Raw genomic sequence first — 16,813 nt, 5'->3', positions numbered from 1 at the left:
ATGGGCGCGCAGATGGTGCGCGAGGTTGCCTCCAAGACCAACGATCTGGCCGGCGACGGGACCACCACTGCGACGGTGCTGGCGCAGGCGATTGTCAAGGAAGGCGCGAAATCGGTTGCCGCCGGCATGAATCCGATGGATCTCAAGCGCGGTATCGACCTCGCGGTCGAGGCCGTCGTTGCGGATCTGGCGAAGAACTCCAAGAAGGTCACCTCGAACGAGGAGATCGCCCAGGTCGGCACCATTTCGGCCAACGGCGATGCCGAGATCGGCAAGTTCCTCTCCGACGCCATGAAGAAGGTCGGCAACGAGGGCGTGATCACGGTCGAGGAAGCCAAGTCGCTGGAGACCGAACTCGATGTCGTCGAAGGCATGCAGTTCGACCGCGGCTACATCTCGCCCTACTTCGTCACCAACGCCGACAAGATGCGCGTTGAGATGGACGATGCCTACATTCTCATCAACGAGAAGAAGCTGTCCTCGCTCAACGAGCTGCTCCCGCTGCTCGAAGCCGTGGTGCAGACCGGCAAGCCGCTCGTCATCGTCGCGGAAGACGTCGAAGGCGAAGCTCTCGCCACCCTCGTCGTCAACCGCCTGCGCGGCGGGTTGAAGGTTGCCGCGGTGAAGGCTCCGGGCTTCGGCGATCGCCGCAAGGCCATGCTGCAGGACATCGCGGTCCTGACCGGCGGCCAGGCAATCTCGGAAGACCTCGGCATCAAGCTCGAGAACGTCACCCTCAACATGCTTGGCCGCGCCAAGAAGGTAATGATCGACAAGGAGAACACCACGATCGTCAACGGCGCCGGCAAGAAAGCCGACATCGAGGCCCGCGTCTCGCAGATCAAGGCGCAGATCGAGGAAACCACCTCGGACTACGACCGTGAGAAGCTCCAGGAGCGCCTTGCCAAGCTCGCGGGCGGCGTCGCGGTGATCCGCGTCGGCGGTGCGACCGAGGTCGAGGTGAAGGAGCGCAAGGATCGCGTGGATGACGCGATGCATGCGACCCGCGCGGCTGTGGAAGAAGGCATTGTTCCGGGCGGCGGCGTCGCCCTGCTCCGTGCTTCCCTCCAGCTCAAGGGCCTGCGCGCCAAGAACGACGACCAGAAGACCGGCATCGAGATCGTGCGCAAGGCGCTCTCCGCGCCGGCCCGCCAGATCGCGATCAATGCGGGCGAAGACGGCTCCGTCATCGTCGGCAAGATCCTCGAGAAGGATCAGTACTCGTTCGGCTTCGACAGCCAGACCGGCGAATACGGCAATCTGGTCAGCAAGGGCATCATCGACCCGACCAAGGTGGTGCGCGCCGCGATCCAGAACGCAGCCTCCGTGGCTGCGCTGCTGATCACGACCGAAGCCATGGTCGCCGAGCTGCCGAAGAAGGCCGCTCCGGCCGGCGGCGGCATGCCTCCGGGCGGCGGCATGGGCGGTATGGATTTCTGATCCAGCCCTGTCCCGGACGCGGTGCGGCATTCTTCATGCCGCTCCGCGAAGCCGGGACCTCGCGCCACACCTGCGAAATGCAAAACCCCGGCAGCGATGCCGGGGCTTTTGTTTGTACTGGTCTTTCTCTGTCATTGCGGGGCCGGCGAAGCGAGAGCCCGGAAGGCATGCCACAAGATAAACGCCGCGGATTTACCTCTTGAACAGCCGAAACTTCGCGCCGGCCCGTGCCGGAAAAGGCAGCAATTATCCTTGACGATATGCGATACGTATCGCATATTATCGATTAATGATCCGCAGCTTTGCCGACCGCACCACCGAGTTGATGTTCACGGGTGGTTCTTGCCCTGCCAGGTGGCGAAGCATCGAGGCTGTCGCTCTACGCAAGCTCGATATGGTGGATGCGGCGGTTCGCCTCGACGATCTGCGCTCGCCACCGGGTAACAGATTGGAAGCCTTGAAAGGCAACCGGCGAGGACAACACTCCATCCGGATCAACCGGCAATGGCGTGTCTGCTTCCGCTGGACGCCGGACGGTCCTGAAGCCGTCGAAATTGTAGATTATCACTAGGAGGCCATCATGGCGCGTTTACGCACCCACCCCGGCGAAGTCCTGCGCGAGGAATATCTCGTTCCTCTCGGCCTGTCGGCCCGAGCGTTGGCAAAACACCTCGGCATCCCCGCCAACCGCCTGACGGAGATCATGCGCGGAGCGCGCGATGTCAGTGCCGATACGGCGATCCGACTGGGCCGCTATTTCGAAACCGATCCGCGCTTCTGGCTGAACTTGCAGGCCGCTCACGATCTCTCCAAGGCCGAGAAGAAGCACAGTTATCGAAAGATCATGCCGCACAAGGCGGCGTGAGCGTCGCTCGATGAGCACAGAAGGAAACCCGTCATGTTCCGAGGAGCGGCACACGTTTTCGCAATAGCCTTCAGCCTCATCCTTGCAGCGTGCCTCTTCCCATCATACGCAGTCGCGGCCGACGCGGGCAAAATGATAGAGCAGATGGAGGCTTCATGGCCGGACTGGCTTCCCAAACTCGACAAGTGTCCGGCTGACTTGATGCCACAGCATCAAACCTCGATCGACTATTCGATCGAACGCTGTTCAAATGCATTGAACCAGTGCATTAGTCGATGCCGCGATCGTGATGCGAGTGAATGCTACTCAGCGGCTCTCGTGCTCCAGAAAGTCAAAAGTGGGCCAGTATCAGAAGCGCTCTTCTCGAGGGCTTGCGCACTCGGTTTTATATCCGGTTGCACGAATCGCGCCGCAAGCCTGGACTCAGCCTCGGTCAACGAATGCAGCATTCGAACGTATAACCTGGCTTGCGATCGCAACGATCCTTGGGCTTGCACCATGATCGCATTTCACCTTATACGAGGGATTGGTGTCGATAAGGATTATGCGCGTGCGAGAAAGGCGCTATCGCAATCCTGTCGCCTTGGTGAAGATGACGAAGCGTGTCGCTACGCTAAGGCATTGCTAAAAGAGATCGGCGACTGACCTCAGACGCCCAACTATCGCGCGAAAAATCGAATTTCCTTTGCCCTCTCGGGCAGCCGGACAGCGCGGCCGAACCGGCGCGTCGACACATTGATCAGCATCAGGTTCATCGCCCAGCGACCGAGCCAATCCTCCTGCGCCGCCGTTTCCCAGCTCGGGATCGTGACCTCGCGGCCGTCCACGCCCCGGACCCGCGGGCGCTCGACCTCGATCTTGCCGCCGTGGAAACCGATCCGTCCCCGCGTTCGGCCCCAACGGTGCGCCCGCCGCGCCGCATCGCGACCGTGGCGCGGCCCGCAGGCCGCCGTCACATCCGCCTCCATCATCGTGCCGAGCGCCTCGATCCCTGCCGCAAGGCAGAACCGATCGAAGCTCGCTCGCACTTCCGCAAACGCTTCGTCCACAGCCCCGGTCGCCGGCCAACCAGCCGGTGTGATATCTCTCGTCATGGCGTTGTTCTCCCTTGTGGAATCAGCACCCCGAGCCTACCGGCTCAAGGTGGGCAACGCCGACCTCTTCAGAAATTCAACAGAACCCGGGACATCCCCTGCCGGGGTTTTTGTTTGACATACGGCGCTACGCACCTGTTGAACGTTGCTAAGCGTAAAACTGGCAATCCCTGTCCAGACCGCTGTCAAAGATCTAGCCGACTAAGACAATCGTGGCGCATGCTTAATCATTTGGACGCCCTCGATCCCATATTTCTTCTGGAGCCAAACAATGAAATCCGGTTCAGCAACATTTGCGAAAGCCAAGTCACCACTCAGCCGAAGTAGCTCAGCAGGACTAAGTCTTCCGTTGATGGCTCGGTGAACAGCTGCCGAAAGCAAACGTTTTCTTTGGCGTCCAAGACTCAAACTTCCGTTGTTGGCGAGGGTAATCCCTGTAACCACGCGACGATGCTTCGCGGTCACAAATACGGTCTTGTTTGAATTAACTGACAGTTTTGGTCGTGGCATATGCCGCACTGTATGCTCAACCACGTCAACCATGTCTTTTAACATGCCGATACGCTGGCCGGAAAACGTCAGATCATCTGCGTAGCGCGTGTACTTGATACCCCGCCTAACTGCCTCAAGCGCCACCATCGTATCGAACGGCAGCAAAAGAATGTTTGACAATACCGGGGAGGACGGAGCGCCAATAGACAACTTTAGGACCTGCTCCCGCTTTGCTCGACGAAACAGTATTAGCGCAGAGAGGTGCGCGTCCACTTCCCCAAACAGGTCAGCATTTCGGCAATAAAGAAGCCAATCCTCGGAGCGAATCGAAGGAAAGAAATCCTTGAAATCCATCTTGAGTATTGGGCCATGGCCGGCGTGATGCGATGCATTGGTCGCTACTGACCTTCCTTTTCTGTATGCAACCGCGGCATCATGGACCGGCAATGACGCTAATATTTTATCGAGCAGCACGCGCTGAATCAGTTTGACCTCTCGAGCCGGTTGCGCGATTTCCCTCTCGCCGCCGGACCGTTTTGGAATGTGAAATATCTTGTAGCGCTTAGGTGCGGTATGAATTAGGCGCAGAACGTCTTCTCGCGTCAGCCCAGTCTCTGTGGTTATGAGCTCAATTAGCTTGCTCATGCTGAGACGCTCGCAACTGTAACGTCCCGTATTGCATTAAACCGCGCGGTATCCGACTTTTGCCAATGTGTCCTTATGTCCGAACGCCATCTAAGTTTATCCTTTTGGATAACATTCTTTTGGAATTGATAGTCAAGGGCAGCTTCGCGAGGTTGTTCCGCAACATAGTAGATATTGTTACCCTTACGAATCTTTCTGATCCACTGCAGCAGTTCAGCGCAATAAACAAAATTATTGAATCTAAGGTCCGATACGCCAAACGACCTCAGAAACTCACGTATTTCGCTTTGAGTGAGAGCACCTAACTCCTGGCATAGTCCGACAAGCAGCAAAATGGCATGCCCGGCTCTGCCGGGCTCAAATTTCTCAAACTTTACCAACTCCCCTAACCGCTTATCGAGAGCCGGCAAAACGGTTGCTGCGAAATTCGCTATATTGAGACCGCCAATCCGGCCGTCGGCATCAATGCCAACGTATGCCCGATCTAACGCGACAATCGACTCTTCGCCCTGCTTTATTTCAAGGTACCTAAGAGGCCCCTGTTTAACAAATGAGCTTTGATTGTAATGGTATTCATCAAGGACAACTAACAGCCTCGGAGAAACGGTTTCAAGCGCAGCGAATGCCCCCAGTTCCGCAAGGCTTCCAGGGCTCTCGACAAATAACAATATTTGCCCAACCACCTGCGCAATGTCCGATTCAAATCGGAAAAGGTTGTCATAGCCAGCGTCGGAAACGAGCGGCTTCGCATCTTCCGCTAAGATAATTTTATATGAAGGTGCAGACACTTTTGCCGCACGTAGAAAGGCGTCCCGAAGAACCTCGGGCTTCGCCAGTCCGGGGTTAATGGCGCCGCCACATAGAAAGACGACACAACTCGGGGCATGGACCCGGAGACTTGCCGGATCCATGCCCCTGATGAGTTCGGTTGGATCGAATGCCACTTACCTTCAAAGGTGAGGAAGAGGGAGATGTCTTATCGAGCGTAGCGGCCGGAGGCGATGAGACATCTCGCTCTTCCGCACCGATAAGACTGCACAATCAAACTAAGTCCGGCGAAGCGCCGGACTATCTTCCCGGAACAAGGAAAGACCATCGCGTAAGTGGTGCTTATCGATCTTTGAGGAGCTGATTCGTGTCAACCAAAGCTTGGTCAGGAGGAAATTTATCCCCAGAGATTGAATGCACTTTGGTTTTGAGCCCATCAAATCCGGCCTGAGCACTCGATGCGACTGTCGCCAAAGCCAGTAACGAGCCTTGTCGAAAAATCAAAATTTCCCAACGATTTCTGCCTGATTTGGGCCGTCCAGCCCCCAACGGAAAATTTTTTCGCTCCACCCGTCCGGCAAATCATCTTTAGAACCCCGCGCCGTCCCGTGCCTCTACTAAAGGAGGGCGCTTCGCGGCCGTCACGATTTGCCGGCAAAAGAGGGGCGCTTCGCGGTCGTCACGATTTGCTAGGTGCGGGATGCGATGGACGCCATCAGGCAAATCGTGCTCTTTTTTGTTGTCCTGAGCGCCGCTCACTCCAGCAATGCGCGGCCGCCGCTTTCATAGCGACGCTTCGTGATCTCGAAAATATAATAGGGACGGTCGGCCGTGACGGCGCGCTTATGCAGGCCCGCGCGCCTGACCCCGCCGATCTTGGTCATCGCGCGCAGCGAGCGCCAGTTTTCCTCGCCGACCCAGAATACGGCCGTATCGACGAACGTGAAGGCATGATCGAGCATAAGGCGCTTCACCTCGCGGTTCGCAGCCCCGCCCCAGTGGCTGCGCACCAGAAACGTCCAGCCGATCTCGATTTCGCCGATCACGGGGTCATAATCGTGATAACGGCTCGATCCGATCATCTTGCCCGTAGCGCGATCGACAAAAACGAAAGCCATTCTTGATTTGATCGCGTCGTCGAAGAATTTTCGGAATTCCACCTCGGTGTAGAGGTCCGGCTCCGGATCGACTTCCCAAATCTTGGGATCGGAGGCTGCCGCAAACAGCTCCGTCCAATCCTCGGTTGAGATGGGCCTTATGGTGATGGCCGGGCCGACGAGCGTCGGCCGAAAATGGGGCGCAGGCATGAGGTGAGTCTATCGCCGCGTTATGGCGATCAAAAGCAGAAACGATCGCGCGAAAACCTGAATTTCTTTCGTCAAATCAACGCCGATTCTACTGTCCACTCCCTCGTGAAAAAATATTTTGCTCTACCCGTCGGGCAAATCATCTCTATAAGCCCGCGCCATCCCGTGCCCAATGAGAGGGGCGCTTCGCGGTCGTCACGATTTGCTAGGTGCGGGATGCGATGGACGCTCATGGTGCCGCAAGACGAACGGCATGATGGCGGACGGCGAAGTCGTGTGGTTCTGGCCTCTCGACGCTGAGGTCAAGTTGGCGATGATGCTGGCGCATCACGCCAGCGACGGTGGCAAGAAAGCCCGATCACCGGGGAGATCACGAAGGAAGCCGTAAAACCATCGCGCGGGGAATGCCGGAATGTTCGGCCTACCTGTGGTGACTTGCTCGTACGCTTTTTTCATTTGCGTGCGAGGCTGCGGGTGCGGCCAGCACCCGGCATTCCCTGCACCCTCTTTCCATTGGAGGGTAAGCTCAATGCCTCGGGCGCCATTGCGCCGCGAGAATGTGGAGTTGTGTCTTGAAGCGTCGATACAAATACATTCGTCATGCCCGGACCTGATCTGGTCAAGCCCGGCCATGACGCAGGAGAGAGTTGCGATGGCGCTAGGCTGTTTGATGTTCGAACAGGAATGGGAACGCGTTCCGACCGCGCGCTCGGTCAATGCGTCGATCGGTCGGTCACGATGCGTCCCCGATGCTCGGGCCTGGTTACGCGGCGCGCACGTTGTCGAGGAAGTTGTCGACGTCTTTCTTCAACCGCTCGGATTGCTTTGACAGTTCGCTGGCTGAATGGAGCACCTGGTTCGACGCCGCACCGACCTCGCCCGACGCGCGGGTCACACCGGCGATATTGGAAGAGACTTCATTGGTGCCTGCGGCCGCCTGGCTGACGCTGCTTGCGATCTCCCGGGTCGCAGCGCCCTGCTGATCGACGGCGGAGGCGATCGCGGAAGCGATCTCGTTGATCTGCCCGATCGTCTCGCCGATGCTCTGGATCGCCGTGACGGCTTCGCCAGTCACGCTCTGGATCGAGGCAATCTGGTTGGTGATCTCCTCGGTCGCCGTCGCCGTCCGGCTGGCGAGGTTCTTCACCTCGGAGGCGACCACGGCAAAGCCCCTGCCCGCCTCGCCGGCGCGCGCCGCCTCGATGGTGGCGTTCAGCGCCAGCAGATTGGTCTGGCTGGCGATCTGCTGGATCAGCCCCACCACCTCGCCGATGGTCTGTGCGCTCTGGGCGAGGCTGTTCACCGTGTCGTTGGTGCGCTTGGCCTGATCGACCGCCTTCACCGCAATGGAGGAAGACTGCGCCACCTGCCGTCCGATCTCGCTGATGGAAGCGGAGAGCTCCTCTGCCGCGGTGGCAACGGTCTGGACGTTGCCGGTTGCCCGATCCGCCGCGCCCGTCACGGCGCCCGCCTGGCGGCTCGCCTCTTCCGCGGTCGCGCTCAGCGATTGCGCGGCGCCCTGCATCTCGGTCGCGGTGGAAGCAACCGTATTGATGATTCCGCCGACACTGGTGCTGAAGTCGTCCGCCATCCGGATCAGCGCCGCCTTCTGTCCGGCAGCCGCACTCGCCTTCTGCTGCTCCTGCTCATGGCGCAAGCGGTCCGCCTCGGCCATGTTGTCCTTGAACACGCTGACGGCGCGAGCCATCTCGCCGACTTCGTCGGTGCGGCCGGTCGCCGGGACCTCCGCGGCGATTTCACCCTGGGCGAGCCTCGTCATCGCGCCGGTGAGCGCGCGGACAGGCTTGACGATGCCGCGCGCCAGCCACCACGAGCTGACGCCGAGCAGCGCCAGGATCGCGGCCACGATTCCCAGCATATGGAAAACGCGGACCCGAAACAGCGCATCGACATTGTCGATATAGACGCCGCTGCCCACGGCCCATTGCCACTCGGGAACCGGCGCGGCATAGGCGAGCTTCGCGGAAGGCGTGTCGTGGCCGGCGCGCGGAAACATGAATTCGGTGAACCCGCCGCCGGCCTGTGCGGCGGCGATCACGTTGGCGTTGAGCCGCACACCGTTGGAGTCGACCTGATCGATGAAGTTCTTGCCCTCGCGGTCCGGCTTGAGGCCGTGGACGACGTTCACGCCGTCATAGCGGTAAGCGTAGATATAGTCGCCTTCGCCGAAACGCATCGAGCGCAGCGCCGTGCGCGCGCGCTGCTGGGCTTCGTCCTGGGTGAGGTGCCCGGCGGCGGCCTCCGCAACATAGTGGTGCGCAATCGCAACGGCGCTCTGGACCTCGTTGCGGACGGCGTCGCGCCGTCCATCGAGCAGCGTGTCGCGAATGGTCAGGAGCTGAACGAAAAACCCGCCCAGCATGAGCAGGGCAGCGGCTCCGACCAAGAGCGCCAGCCTGCTCGAGATCGTGAGCCGGAGCCGGGTGAAGCGCGAGGCGGAGGCAGAAGTCATCGTTTTTTTCCCGTCAGCCAACAAGAGGTTACCCGTTTACCTTCTATTTCTTACAAAGACGTTCACGTTGGCCTCGCCTTGAGCGGCCGCCATGGCCGCAGATTACACGGGGTCGGCCGGCGACCGAGCCAACGAAGAGGCGGGCTCCGGCCGACGATTTTCATATTTCGGGCCGGAACCAACAAGCCGACCTCGGACTTCTCACCCGCGAGACCGCTGGCCGCCGTTATAGTGACGGCGCATGTAGCGGATAGCCAAGGCAACGGTCTCGGTTCCGTTGAATTCACCAATGGTTAGACCATGGACAACCCAACGATCCACGATACGCACACCAGTGCCATCTGCGACGAAATCGGGGAGCGGCTGCGAACGCTTCTAAAGTCATCGACGCCTGACGAACCGGCGGACCTCGACGACAAGCTGCGCCAGTTGTCTGACGGCGAAGCGGAGTCCGCCGTAGCCCATTAGCAACACCCCTGTCATTTCGGTGGTCTTAAGACCGTCTCGGGACCTGACGGATCGGGCGGCGCTCTGTAGAAGATGCCGGCTGTTTTGCCGATGTTCTCGGGGATGGGCGAGCGCGAGCCATTAAGCATTTTCCCAGGCATTGGGTTGCTTTGGCGTGGTTCGTTCGCCTCCCCTGATATAGCCTGAGTGCGGGAATAGCCGCTGAGGGTCGGTTGGCGGACGGGGACGGGATGGATTGGAAGCGAGCCTGCTTTGCCGGTTGGGTGCTGCTGTGCTCGGCGCAATTGGCCGAGGCGCAGAGCTTCAACCAGCTTGTCGGGTTCGGCGACAGCACCGTCGACACGGGCTGGTACACCGGCGCGAGCAGCGGGGCGCATTCGACCGGCGTCGCCAGCGTGGATGCCTCGATCGCGGCTTCCCTTGCGGCGGGTGGAAACGCCCATCCGACCGGCCCCGGCCTCGGCAATGCGCAAATTCTCGCCGGCTTGTTCGGCCTGTCGGTCAACGCCGCTGGTCAGAGCGGCGGGACGAACTTCGCCATTGGCAACGCGGTCGATTATCTCGTGCCGACCGGCTTCGTTCCGGCCACCGCCACCGGAAACCAGTATCCCAATCCGCTGCTTCCGGGCACCGCGACCCAGATCAGCAACTACCTCGCATCGGTGAACGGCCACGCCAATCCCAATGCGATTTATCTGCTGGCAAGCGGCGGCAACGACGCCAGCGCTGCGCTCTCGACGTTCGGTCCGTCTTCTCCGGCTGCGGTCGCCTACCTGCTCGGCGAGGCGCACGCGCTGAGCAACAGCCTGATCAATCTGCAGGCTGCCGGCGCGCGCACCATCATCATGAGCAACTATTATCCCGGTCCTTTGGACAATGCGGCGAGCGCGGCCTACGCGAAGACAATCATCCAGGCCACCTGGAGCGATCTGGCCGCGGGCGGCGTCCGGTTTATTCCGGCCGATACCGTGTCGGTCTTTGCCGCGGTGGAGCGAGATCCCGCAGCATTCGGCATCACCCATGACCCGCTCGCGAGCGGACCGAGCAACTATGCTTGTCTGCCCGCCATCGGGTCGGGGCTGACGTCCGGCTACGGAGTTACCTGCGCGCCGAGCACGGCGCCGAGCACCACGCACGGCTATTTGCAATCAGCCAACGCGACGCAAACCTACCTGTTCATGGACGGCGTTCATCTCACTGAGGCGGGCCAGCAAATCGAAGCCGACTATTTTTACAACCTGCTGGTCGCCCCAAGCGAAATTTCATTCCTTGCGGAAACCGCCGTTCAAACCACCTTCCAGACCATCACCGGCATCCAGCAGCAAATCGATCTCGCACAACGTCTGCGCCAGGTGGGCTGGAACGTTTGGGTGAATGGCCAACTCTCCTACCTCCAACTCAACAACAGCCAAGCCGGATTTCCCAGCGATCCCGGTTATCCGCTCTCGGGCAGCATGGGCGTCGACTATAAATGGCAGAACGGCTGGCTCGCAGGCGCGGCGCTGACCACCGGCTACGTCAATCCGAGTTTCTCGCTCGGCGGCGGCTACAAGCAGGACAGTGTCGCGTTCAGCCTCTATACCGCGTATCGCAACGCGAATTGGTGGGCTGACCTCACCGGCACCGCCGCCTGGCTCGGCTACGACATCAACCGGACCGTGCCGATCGGCATCACCGTTCAAACCAACAACGGATCGAGCAGCGGCAGTGATCTCTCGCTCGCCGGCGAGATCGGCTACGATTTCCGCGCCGGTACGGTGACGCACGGCCCGGTCGCCGGCCTGATCCTGCAGCAAGCAAGAGTGAGCGGGTTCACCGAAAGCGGCAGCTTCACCAGCCTGTCGTTCGGCGACCAGATCCGCAATTCGGAAGTGGGCGTGCTCGGCTACCAGGCGAGAGTCGACTGGGGCAAATGGCACCCCTTTGTGCAATTGGCGTGGGATCACGAATTCGACCCGCTCGACCGCATGGTGACGGCCTCGCTGACCACCAACACCGCGGCGCCGAGCTATTCAATGCCGGCCGTCGTGCTGGGGCGAGACTGGGCAACGGCAACCATCGGCACGCAGCTCACCTTGACGCCGGCCTGGACTGGACTGGCGTCCTTCACGGCGCAGCTTGGGCAAGACCATGCGACCGTCTTTGGTGGCCTCATCGGATTGAATTATGCGCTCGGCGAGAGGCCGGCGCCGCTCGCCTACAAGAATTGACCGCCCTTCGTTGAGGACGCGCGCAACTCGCGCGTGTTGCCATGATCGCTCGGACGCGTCTTGCAGATGAACGGTGGATGAACGACGGACCTCGCGGGCGCCGATCCGCGCAACCACTTTAATATTTCGGAGCATGCGACAATCTCGTTCGGAACGCGCGCACTGGTTGGGACGTTCCGCTCCTATCAAGGAGGAACGTATCATGAAGCTAAAAGCAGTCCTGACGGCAGCATTGTTGCTCGCGCCGACCGCCGCACTTGCGGCGCCCGGCATCGTCACGGAGTCGGTGGGCCTGAGGGCCGGTCCCGGCCCTGGTTTTCCGATGGTCGATCGCATTCCCGGCGGCGCCCGTGTCAACGTCCACGGATGTCTGAGGGGCGACGCCTGGTGCGACGTCAGCTGGTCCGACGACCGCGGCTGGGTATCGTCGCAATATCTCGAATATCTCTACCACGACGCTTACGTCTATCTTCCCGATTATGTCGATGAGGTCGACGTGCCCATCGTGCCGTTCGTCTTGAGTTCGTACTGGTCGAGCTACTATTCGGGACGGCCCTGGTATCACCGCCGGGCCCATTGGAGCACGTACTGGAACTCCCATGAGCGAGCCGCATCGCGGATGACGATCAATCGCTCCGCAGCTCGCATTGGCCGCGAGGCAACGCGCAATGCAGCGGCTGCCAAGGGGCGAACGCCGCGCGGCGGCATGGCAGAACGTGCAACTCGCGGCGAGCGGAACGCCGCTCAGTTCCGCGGCGCACGAGAAGCTCAGGGACGCGAAGCACGCGGGCGTCAGGTTGGTGCCCAGGCCCGCATGGGCCAGCAACGCACGGGACGCGAGCGCATGAACCATGAACGCATGGGCCATAAGGGAGGCGCTGCCCGGGCCAATGCGCGCATGCAGCCGCCGATGGCGAGAGCGCATCAAGCGACGCGCTCCTCTGCGGCTCCGGCCGCGCGCCCGATGCAGCATGTCGCGAAACCGAATATCGGCCGCGGTTCGCCGATGAACGCGCACGCGCAGACCCCCATGCCGCACGCGGCGCCCGCGATGCCACATGGCGGTGGCGGCGCACCGCACATCAATGCCGCGCAGCGCGGTGCCGTACGGGCCGGTGGCGGAGGCCACGGCCACGAACACCGCTAAACGACGAAAAGCCCGGCCAAGCGCCGGGCTTTTTTCGAGGTTCTCGCGTTTGTCGCAGCCGGGCGGTCGCGACGCAGGCGTGGTCAAGTCCGGCAATGATAGAAGAGAAAGGCCCTCTCGCACAAATAGCTATTGTCCGGCGCGGGATTTCGCGCAATTTCAAGTCACGGCAATCGCTCCTCAAGGTCTCCATGTCGGCCCCGATCGATCCCATCACCCGCTCCGTTGTCCAGCACCGGCTGTCCTCGATCGTCGCCGAGATGGGCGAGGCCATGCTGCGCACGTCCTATTCGCAGATCCTCAATTCCAGCCGCGATTTCTCGCTCGCGATCACCGACACCAGGGGCCGCCTGATCGCGCAGGCCGACCATATTCCTGTGCATGTCGGCGCCCTGCCCTGGGCCACGCTCGCCGTCGAGAAGCGTTTCAACGATATCAAGCCGGGCGACGTGATCCTCCTGAACGATCCCTATCACGGCGGCAGCCACTTGCCTGACGTGACCGCCTTTGTGCCGATCTTCGACGGCAAGACGCGCCTGTACTGGACGATCGTGCGTGCGCATCAAAGCGATATCGGCGGCGCGACCCATGGCGCCTATAACCCGGATGCGACCGAAATCTGGCAGGAAGGCCTGCGCATCCCGCCAATCCGGCTGTATGAGGCTGGGCGTCTGCGCGACGACCTGCTCGAAATGCTGGCGCTGAACACCCGCAACGCACGCGATTTTCGCGGCGATCTGGCCGCGATGGTCGGCGCGGCGCATCTCGGCGAGCGTCGCATGGCGCGGTTGTTCGCAGAATTCGGTGCGTCGACGGTGGCGGCTGCGGTCGAATTGATCCTCGATGCCGCCGAGCAGCAGGCGCGCGCAGTCGTCTCGACCTGGAAGGACGGCGTGTTCCACGGCGAGGCGTTCCTCGACGATGACGGCCGCGGCAACAACGACATCCGCATTGCCGCGAAAGTCACCAAGAGCGGCAGCAATATCGAGGTCGATCTTTCGTCCTCCGATCCGCAGACGCGAAGCTTCGTCAACTCCTCGCACGCCAATACACAGGCCGCGGTCTCGATGGCGTTCGCCTATCTGATCGACGCCGACATTCCCAAGAACTCTGGCGCGCTCCGTCCGCTCAGCATCGTCACGAAAAAAGGCACCATCGTTCATGCCGATGATGGTCTGCCGGTCACGCTCTGCACCAGCCATCCGTCGAACGAGATCGTCGAGGCCGTGATCAAGGCGTTGTCGGCGTCCTGTCCGGACCGCGCCATGGCCGGCTGGAGTCGCCGCTTTCGCATCGCGATCCAGGGCGAGGATCCGCGCAACGGACGCCATTTCATCTGGCACCTGTTCCAGGCGCGCCCGGGCGGTGGCGCCTCAGTGGGCGGTGATGGCTGGTCGTCGATCGGCGAATGGCACTCCGCCGGCGGCATCAAGTTCGGCAGCATCGAGGTCGACGAGGTGCGTTTTCCCCTGCACTTCCGCCGCCACGAATTCCGCGCCGATTCCGGCGGCGACGGAAAACACCGCGGCGGTCTCGGCGTTGCGCTCGATCTGGTGATCGAAACCGCCGAGCCCGTCGTCGGCAATACCGCCGGTGACGGCGCGCGGCATGGCCCCTGCGGTCTCCTCGGCGGCAAGGACGGCGCGCCGCATGACTATCGTCTCGTCTCGGAGGGACGTGCGCCGCGCCGGCTGCGTACCAAGGAAGCGGGCATTGAAATCCTGCCCGGCGACTGCCTCGAGATCCGCTCTTCCGGCGGCGGCGGCTGGGGACCGCCGGACAAGCGGTCAAAATCCGCGCGCGAGCGTGACCTCGCGCAGGGTCTCGTAACCGACAGCGGCGCGGCGCGAGAATCCTGATGCTGACCATCGGTATCGATGTGGGCGGCACGTTCACGGACCTTGTCGCAATCGACGAGGCCGGGCGAACGGTCTTCGCCAAATCGCCTTCGACGCCGCAGGACCAATCCATCGGCGTGATGGCCGGGCTCGACGAGCTGGCGCGCCGGCTTGATCTTTCGCGCACCGACATGCTGGCGAAGACGCAGCGGCTCATCCATGGCACCACCGTCGCGACCAACGCGCTTCTGGAGCGCAAGGGCGCGAAGGTGACGCTGCTGACGACCGAAGGCCACCGCGACATCATCGAAATGCGCGAGGGCCTCAAGGGCAACCGCTATGACCTGCGTTCGCCGCCGCCGGAACCGTTGGTCCCGCGCGAATTGCGCTTAGGGATACGCGAGCGCCTGCGCCCCACCGGCGAGGTGCTGACGCCGCTTGATGCTTCTTCGCTGGCAAGCGCAATCGAGACCATCCGCAAGGCAAAGGCGACATCGGTTGCGGTGTGTTTCCTGCACGCCTATCGCAACCCGGCGCACGAGATCGCCGCAGTCGAAACGATTCGGCGCGAACTGCCCGGCGTCTACGTGTCGCGATCGAGCGACGTGCTGCCCCAGATCAAGGAATACGAGCGCGTCTCCACGACCATCGTGAACGCCTATGTCGGTCCGCTGGTGCATCTTTATCTGCACAGGCTGGAGCAACGGCTCGCGGAAGCCGGTTTCAAAGGCTCTCTCTTCATCATTCTGTCGCATGGCGGCATGGCGCCGGTGGACGAAGCGGTACGGCTCGCCGCCGGCACGGTGCTGTCGGGTCCGGCTGGCGGCGTTTCCGGCAGCCGCCGCTGCGCAGAGCTTTTGAACATTCCAAACCTCGTCCCGTTCGACATGGGCGGGACCTCGACGGACATCTCGCTGATCTCGGGCGGACGCGCGTCGCTGTCGGCAGGCGGCGATCTCGCCGGCGAACGCATTGCACTGCGCAGCCTCGATATCGCGAGCATCGCCGCCGGCGGCGGATCGGTCGCGCATGTCGATGCCGGCGGCACCTTCCACGTCGGCCCCGAAAGCGCGGGCGCTGTGCCCGGGCCGGCCTGCTACGGCAATGGCGGCACGTCGGCGACCGTGACCGACGCCAATGTCGTCCTCGGCTATCTCGACGCGGCTGCCTTCATGGGCGGCAAACGCCCGCTCGATTCCGCCGCCTCCGAAGCAGCCGTTGACCGCCTGGCGGCGTCGCTTAATCTCTCGCGCATCGAAGCCGCCGCCGGCATCTACCGGCTCGTCAATCTCCGGATGGCCGACGGCATTCGCTTGATGACGCTGCGCCGCGGCGTCGATCCCCGCAAGTTTGCGCTGTTGAGTTTTGGCGGCGCCGCCGGACTGCACGCAGTCGAGATTGCGCGCGAGCTCGAGATCAGGCGGATCATCGTACCGACCATTGCTTCAGTGCTATCGGCATGGGGCATGCTGACAAGCGATTTGCGCTACGAAGCGAGCCAGACTCAGATGGGTGCCAGTGCGGGCGTTGCGGCGGGCGAGGTGCGCGACCTGTTCGCGCGGCTGGAACAGCAGGCGGCCGGCCGTCTCCGCGCATGGTTCGATGGCCCGCTTCACATCGAACGCTCCGCGGAAATGCGCTACGGCGCGCAGGTCTATGAGATCGACGTACCGCTTGACGGCGTGGACTGGCAGGCGCCGACGCTTGCGGGCGAGATCGAGCGCCGTTTTCACGATCGCCATGAAGAGCTCTTTACCTATGCCTCGCGCGACCAGGAGGTCGTGTTCGTCAATGCCCGCGTCGCAGCCATTGGCCGGGTGGCGCCGAGCGAACAGGCGCGACGGCATGTGGGCTCACCCGCCACCTGCGCGCCGCGATCGACACGCAAGGCCTATTTCGGCGCCTGGCGCGACATCCCGGTTTACGCGCTGGAGACGCTCGAATCCGGTCACACGATCGACGGCCCAGCCATCGTCGAGGCCGAGACGACAACGGTCGTGATCAATTCAGGCGACAGGCTCACCGTCAACGATCTCGGCTGGCTGGATATCGAGGTGCGTTTGTAG

12 protein-coding genes and 1 pseudogene are annotated in these 16,813 nt (G+C 61.8%); 8 read left to right on the top strand and 5 right to left on the bottom strand.

The features are described 5' to 3' along the window. From groL to M6D32_RS13935, 3 genes are all read left to right on the top strand, one after another. The coding region (gene groL / locus M6D32_RS13945; RefSeq protein WP_298257061.1) for a chaperonin GroEL at positions 1-1,440 on the top strand (1,440 nt) is incomplete at its 5' end. Between the two features lie 289 nt (positions 1,441-1,729). Continuing rightward, positions 1,730-2,011 (top strand): type II toxin-antitoxin system RelE/ParE family toxin, encoded by a 282-nt coding sequence (locus tag M6D32_RS13940; protein ID WP_298257059.1) that lies wholly within the window; start codon positions 1,730-1,732, stop codon positions 2,009-2,011. Positions 2,012-2,020: 9 nt separating this feature from the next. Then, positions 2,021-2,305 (top strand): HigA family addiction module antitoxin, encoded by a 285-nt coding sequence (locus M6D32_RS13935; RefSeq protein ID WP_298257057.1) that lies wholly within the window; start codon positions 2,021-2,023, stop codon positions 2,303-2,305. Between the two features lie 692 nt (positions 2,306-2,997). On the opposite strand, the pseudogene M6D32_RS13930 reads toward M6D32_RS13935, so the two are convergent. From M6D32_RS13930 to M6D32_RS13910, 5 genes and pseudogenes are all read right to left on the bottom strand, one after another. Beyond that, positions 2,998-3,399: pseudogene (locus tag M6D32_RS13930) on the bottom strand (IS256 family transposase); the annotation flags it as partial. Between the two features lie 201 nt (positions 3,400-3,600). After that, positions 3,601-4,536 (bottom strand): retron St85 family RNA-directed DNA polymerase, encoded by a 936-nt coding sequence (locus tag M6D32_RS13925; RefSeq protein WP_298257055.1) that lies wholly within the window; start codon positions 4,534-4,536, stop codon positions 3,601-3,603. Continuing rightward, positions 4,533-5,480 (bottom strand): retron St85 family effector protein, encoded by a 948-nt coding sequence (locus M6D32_RS13920; protein WP_298257053.1) that lies wholly within the window; start codon positions 5,478-5,480, stop codon positions 4,533-4,535. Before M6D32_RS13920 ends, M6D32_RS13925 begins: the two co-directional genes overlap by 4 nt. 579 nt (positions 5,481-6,059) lie before the next feature. After that, positions 6,060-6,611, bottom strand: a complete 552-nt coding sequence (locus M6D32_RS13915) for a GNAT family N-acetyltransferase (protein WP_298257051.1) — start codon at positions 6,609-6,611, stop codon at positions 6,060-6,062. Between the two features lie 763 nt (positions 6,612-7,374). Further along, positions 7,375-9,084, bottom strand: a complete 1,710-nt coding sequence (locus M6D32_RS13910; protein WP_298257049.1) for a cache domain-containing protein — start codon at positions 9,082-9,084, stop codon at positions 7,375-7,377. Positions 9,085-9,384: 300 nt separating this feature from the next. On the opposite strand from M6D32_RS13910, the gene M6D32_RS13905 reads away from it, so the two are divergent. From M6D32_RS13905 to M6D32_RS13885, 5 genes are all read left to right on the top strand, one after another. After that, entirely contained in the window at positions 9,385-9,552 is a 168-nt protein-coding gene (locus tag M6D32_RS13905; protein ID WP_298257047.1) for a hypothetical protein, read from the top strand. A gap of 230 nt (positions 9,553-9,782) precedes the next feature. Then, complete coding sequence (locus tag M6D32_RS13900; RefSeq protein ID WP_298257045.1) at positions 9,783-11,762, top strand: autotransporter domain-containing protein; 1,980 nt, start codon at positions 9,783-9,785, stop codon at positions 11,760-11,762. Positions 11,763-11,964: 202 nt separating this feature from the next. Further along, positions 11,965-12,909, top strand: coding sequence for an SH3 domain-containing protein (locus M6D32_RS13895; protein WP_298257043.1), 945 nt, complete (start codon positions 11,965-11,967; stop codon positions 12,907-12,909). Positions 12,910-13,100: 191 nt separating this feature from the next. Then, the gene (locus tag M6D32_RS13890) at positions 13,101-14,768 is read left to right on the top strand and encodes a hydantoinase B/oxoprolinase family protein (protein WP_298257041.1); all 1,668 of its coding nucleotides are present in this window, start codon (positions 13,101-13,103) and stop codon (positions 14,766-14,768) included. Further along, positions 14,768-16,813: a hydantoinase/oxoprolinase family protein gene (locus M6D32_RS13885; protein ID WP_298257039.1), complete on the top strand. Its 2,046-nt coding sequence runs from the start codon at positions 14,768-14,770 to the stop codon at positions 16,811-16,813. The genes M6D32_RS13890 and M6D32_RS13885 overlap by 1 nt, the downstream gene beginning before the upstream one ends.

The sequence above is a fragment of the Bradyrhizobium sp. genome (genome assembly GCF_027307225.1).
Lineage (GTDB): Bacteria > Pseudomonadota > Alphaproteobacteria > Rhizobiales > Xanthobacteraceae > Bradyrhizobium.
Note: the sequence above shows the minus strand (reverse complement) of the source record. Positions and strands in the feature narration are given on the sequence as shown.

Coding starts and splice junctions, on each gene's coding strand:
- M6D32_RS13900 (WP_298257045.1), top strand. CDS start 9,783: ATGGATTGGAAGCGAGCCTGCTTTGCCGGTTGGGTGCTGCTGTGCTCG.
- M6D32_RS13935 (WP_298257057.1), top strand. CDS start 2,021: ATGGCGCGTTTACGCACCCACCCCGGCGAAGTCCTGCGCGAGGAATAT.
- M6D32_RS13905 (WP_298257047.1), top strand. CDS start 9,385: ATGGACAACCCAACGATCCACGATACGCACACCAGTGCCATCTGCGAC.
- M6D32_RS13925 (WP_298257055.1), bottom strand. CDS start 4,536: ATGAGCAAGCTAATTGAGCTCATAACCACAGAGACTGGGCTGACGCGA.
- M6D32_RS13915 (WP_298257051.1), bottom strand. CDS start 6,611: ATGCCTGCGCCCCATTTTCGGCCGACGCTCGTCGGCCCGGCCATCACC.
- M6D32_RS13890 (WP_298257041.1), top strand. CDS start 13,101: ATGTCGGCCCCGATCGATCCCATCACCCGCTCCGTTGTCCAGCACCGG.
- M6D32_RS13885 (WP_298257039.1), top strand. CDS start 14,768: ATGCTGACCATCGGTATCGATGTGGGCGGCACGTTCACGGACCTTGTC.
- M6D32_RS13910 (WP_298257049.1), bottom strand. CDS start 9,084: ATGACTTCTGCCTCCGCCTCGCGCTTCACCCGGCTCCGGCTCACGATC.
- M6D32_RS13895 (WP_298257043.1), top strand. CDS start 11,965: ATGAAGCTAAAAGCAGTCCTGACGGCAGCATTGTTGCTCGCGCCGACC.
- M6D32_RS13940 (WP_298257059.1), top strand. CDS start 1,730: ATGATCCGCAGCTTTGCCGACCGCACCACCGAGTTGATGTTCACGGGT.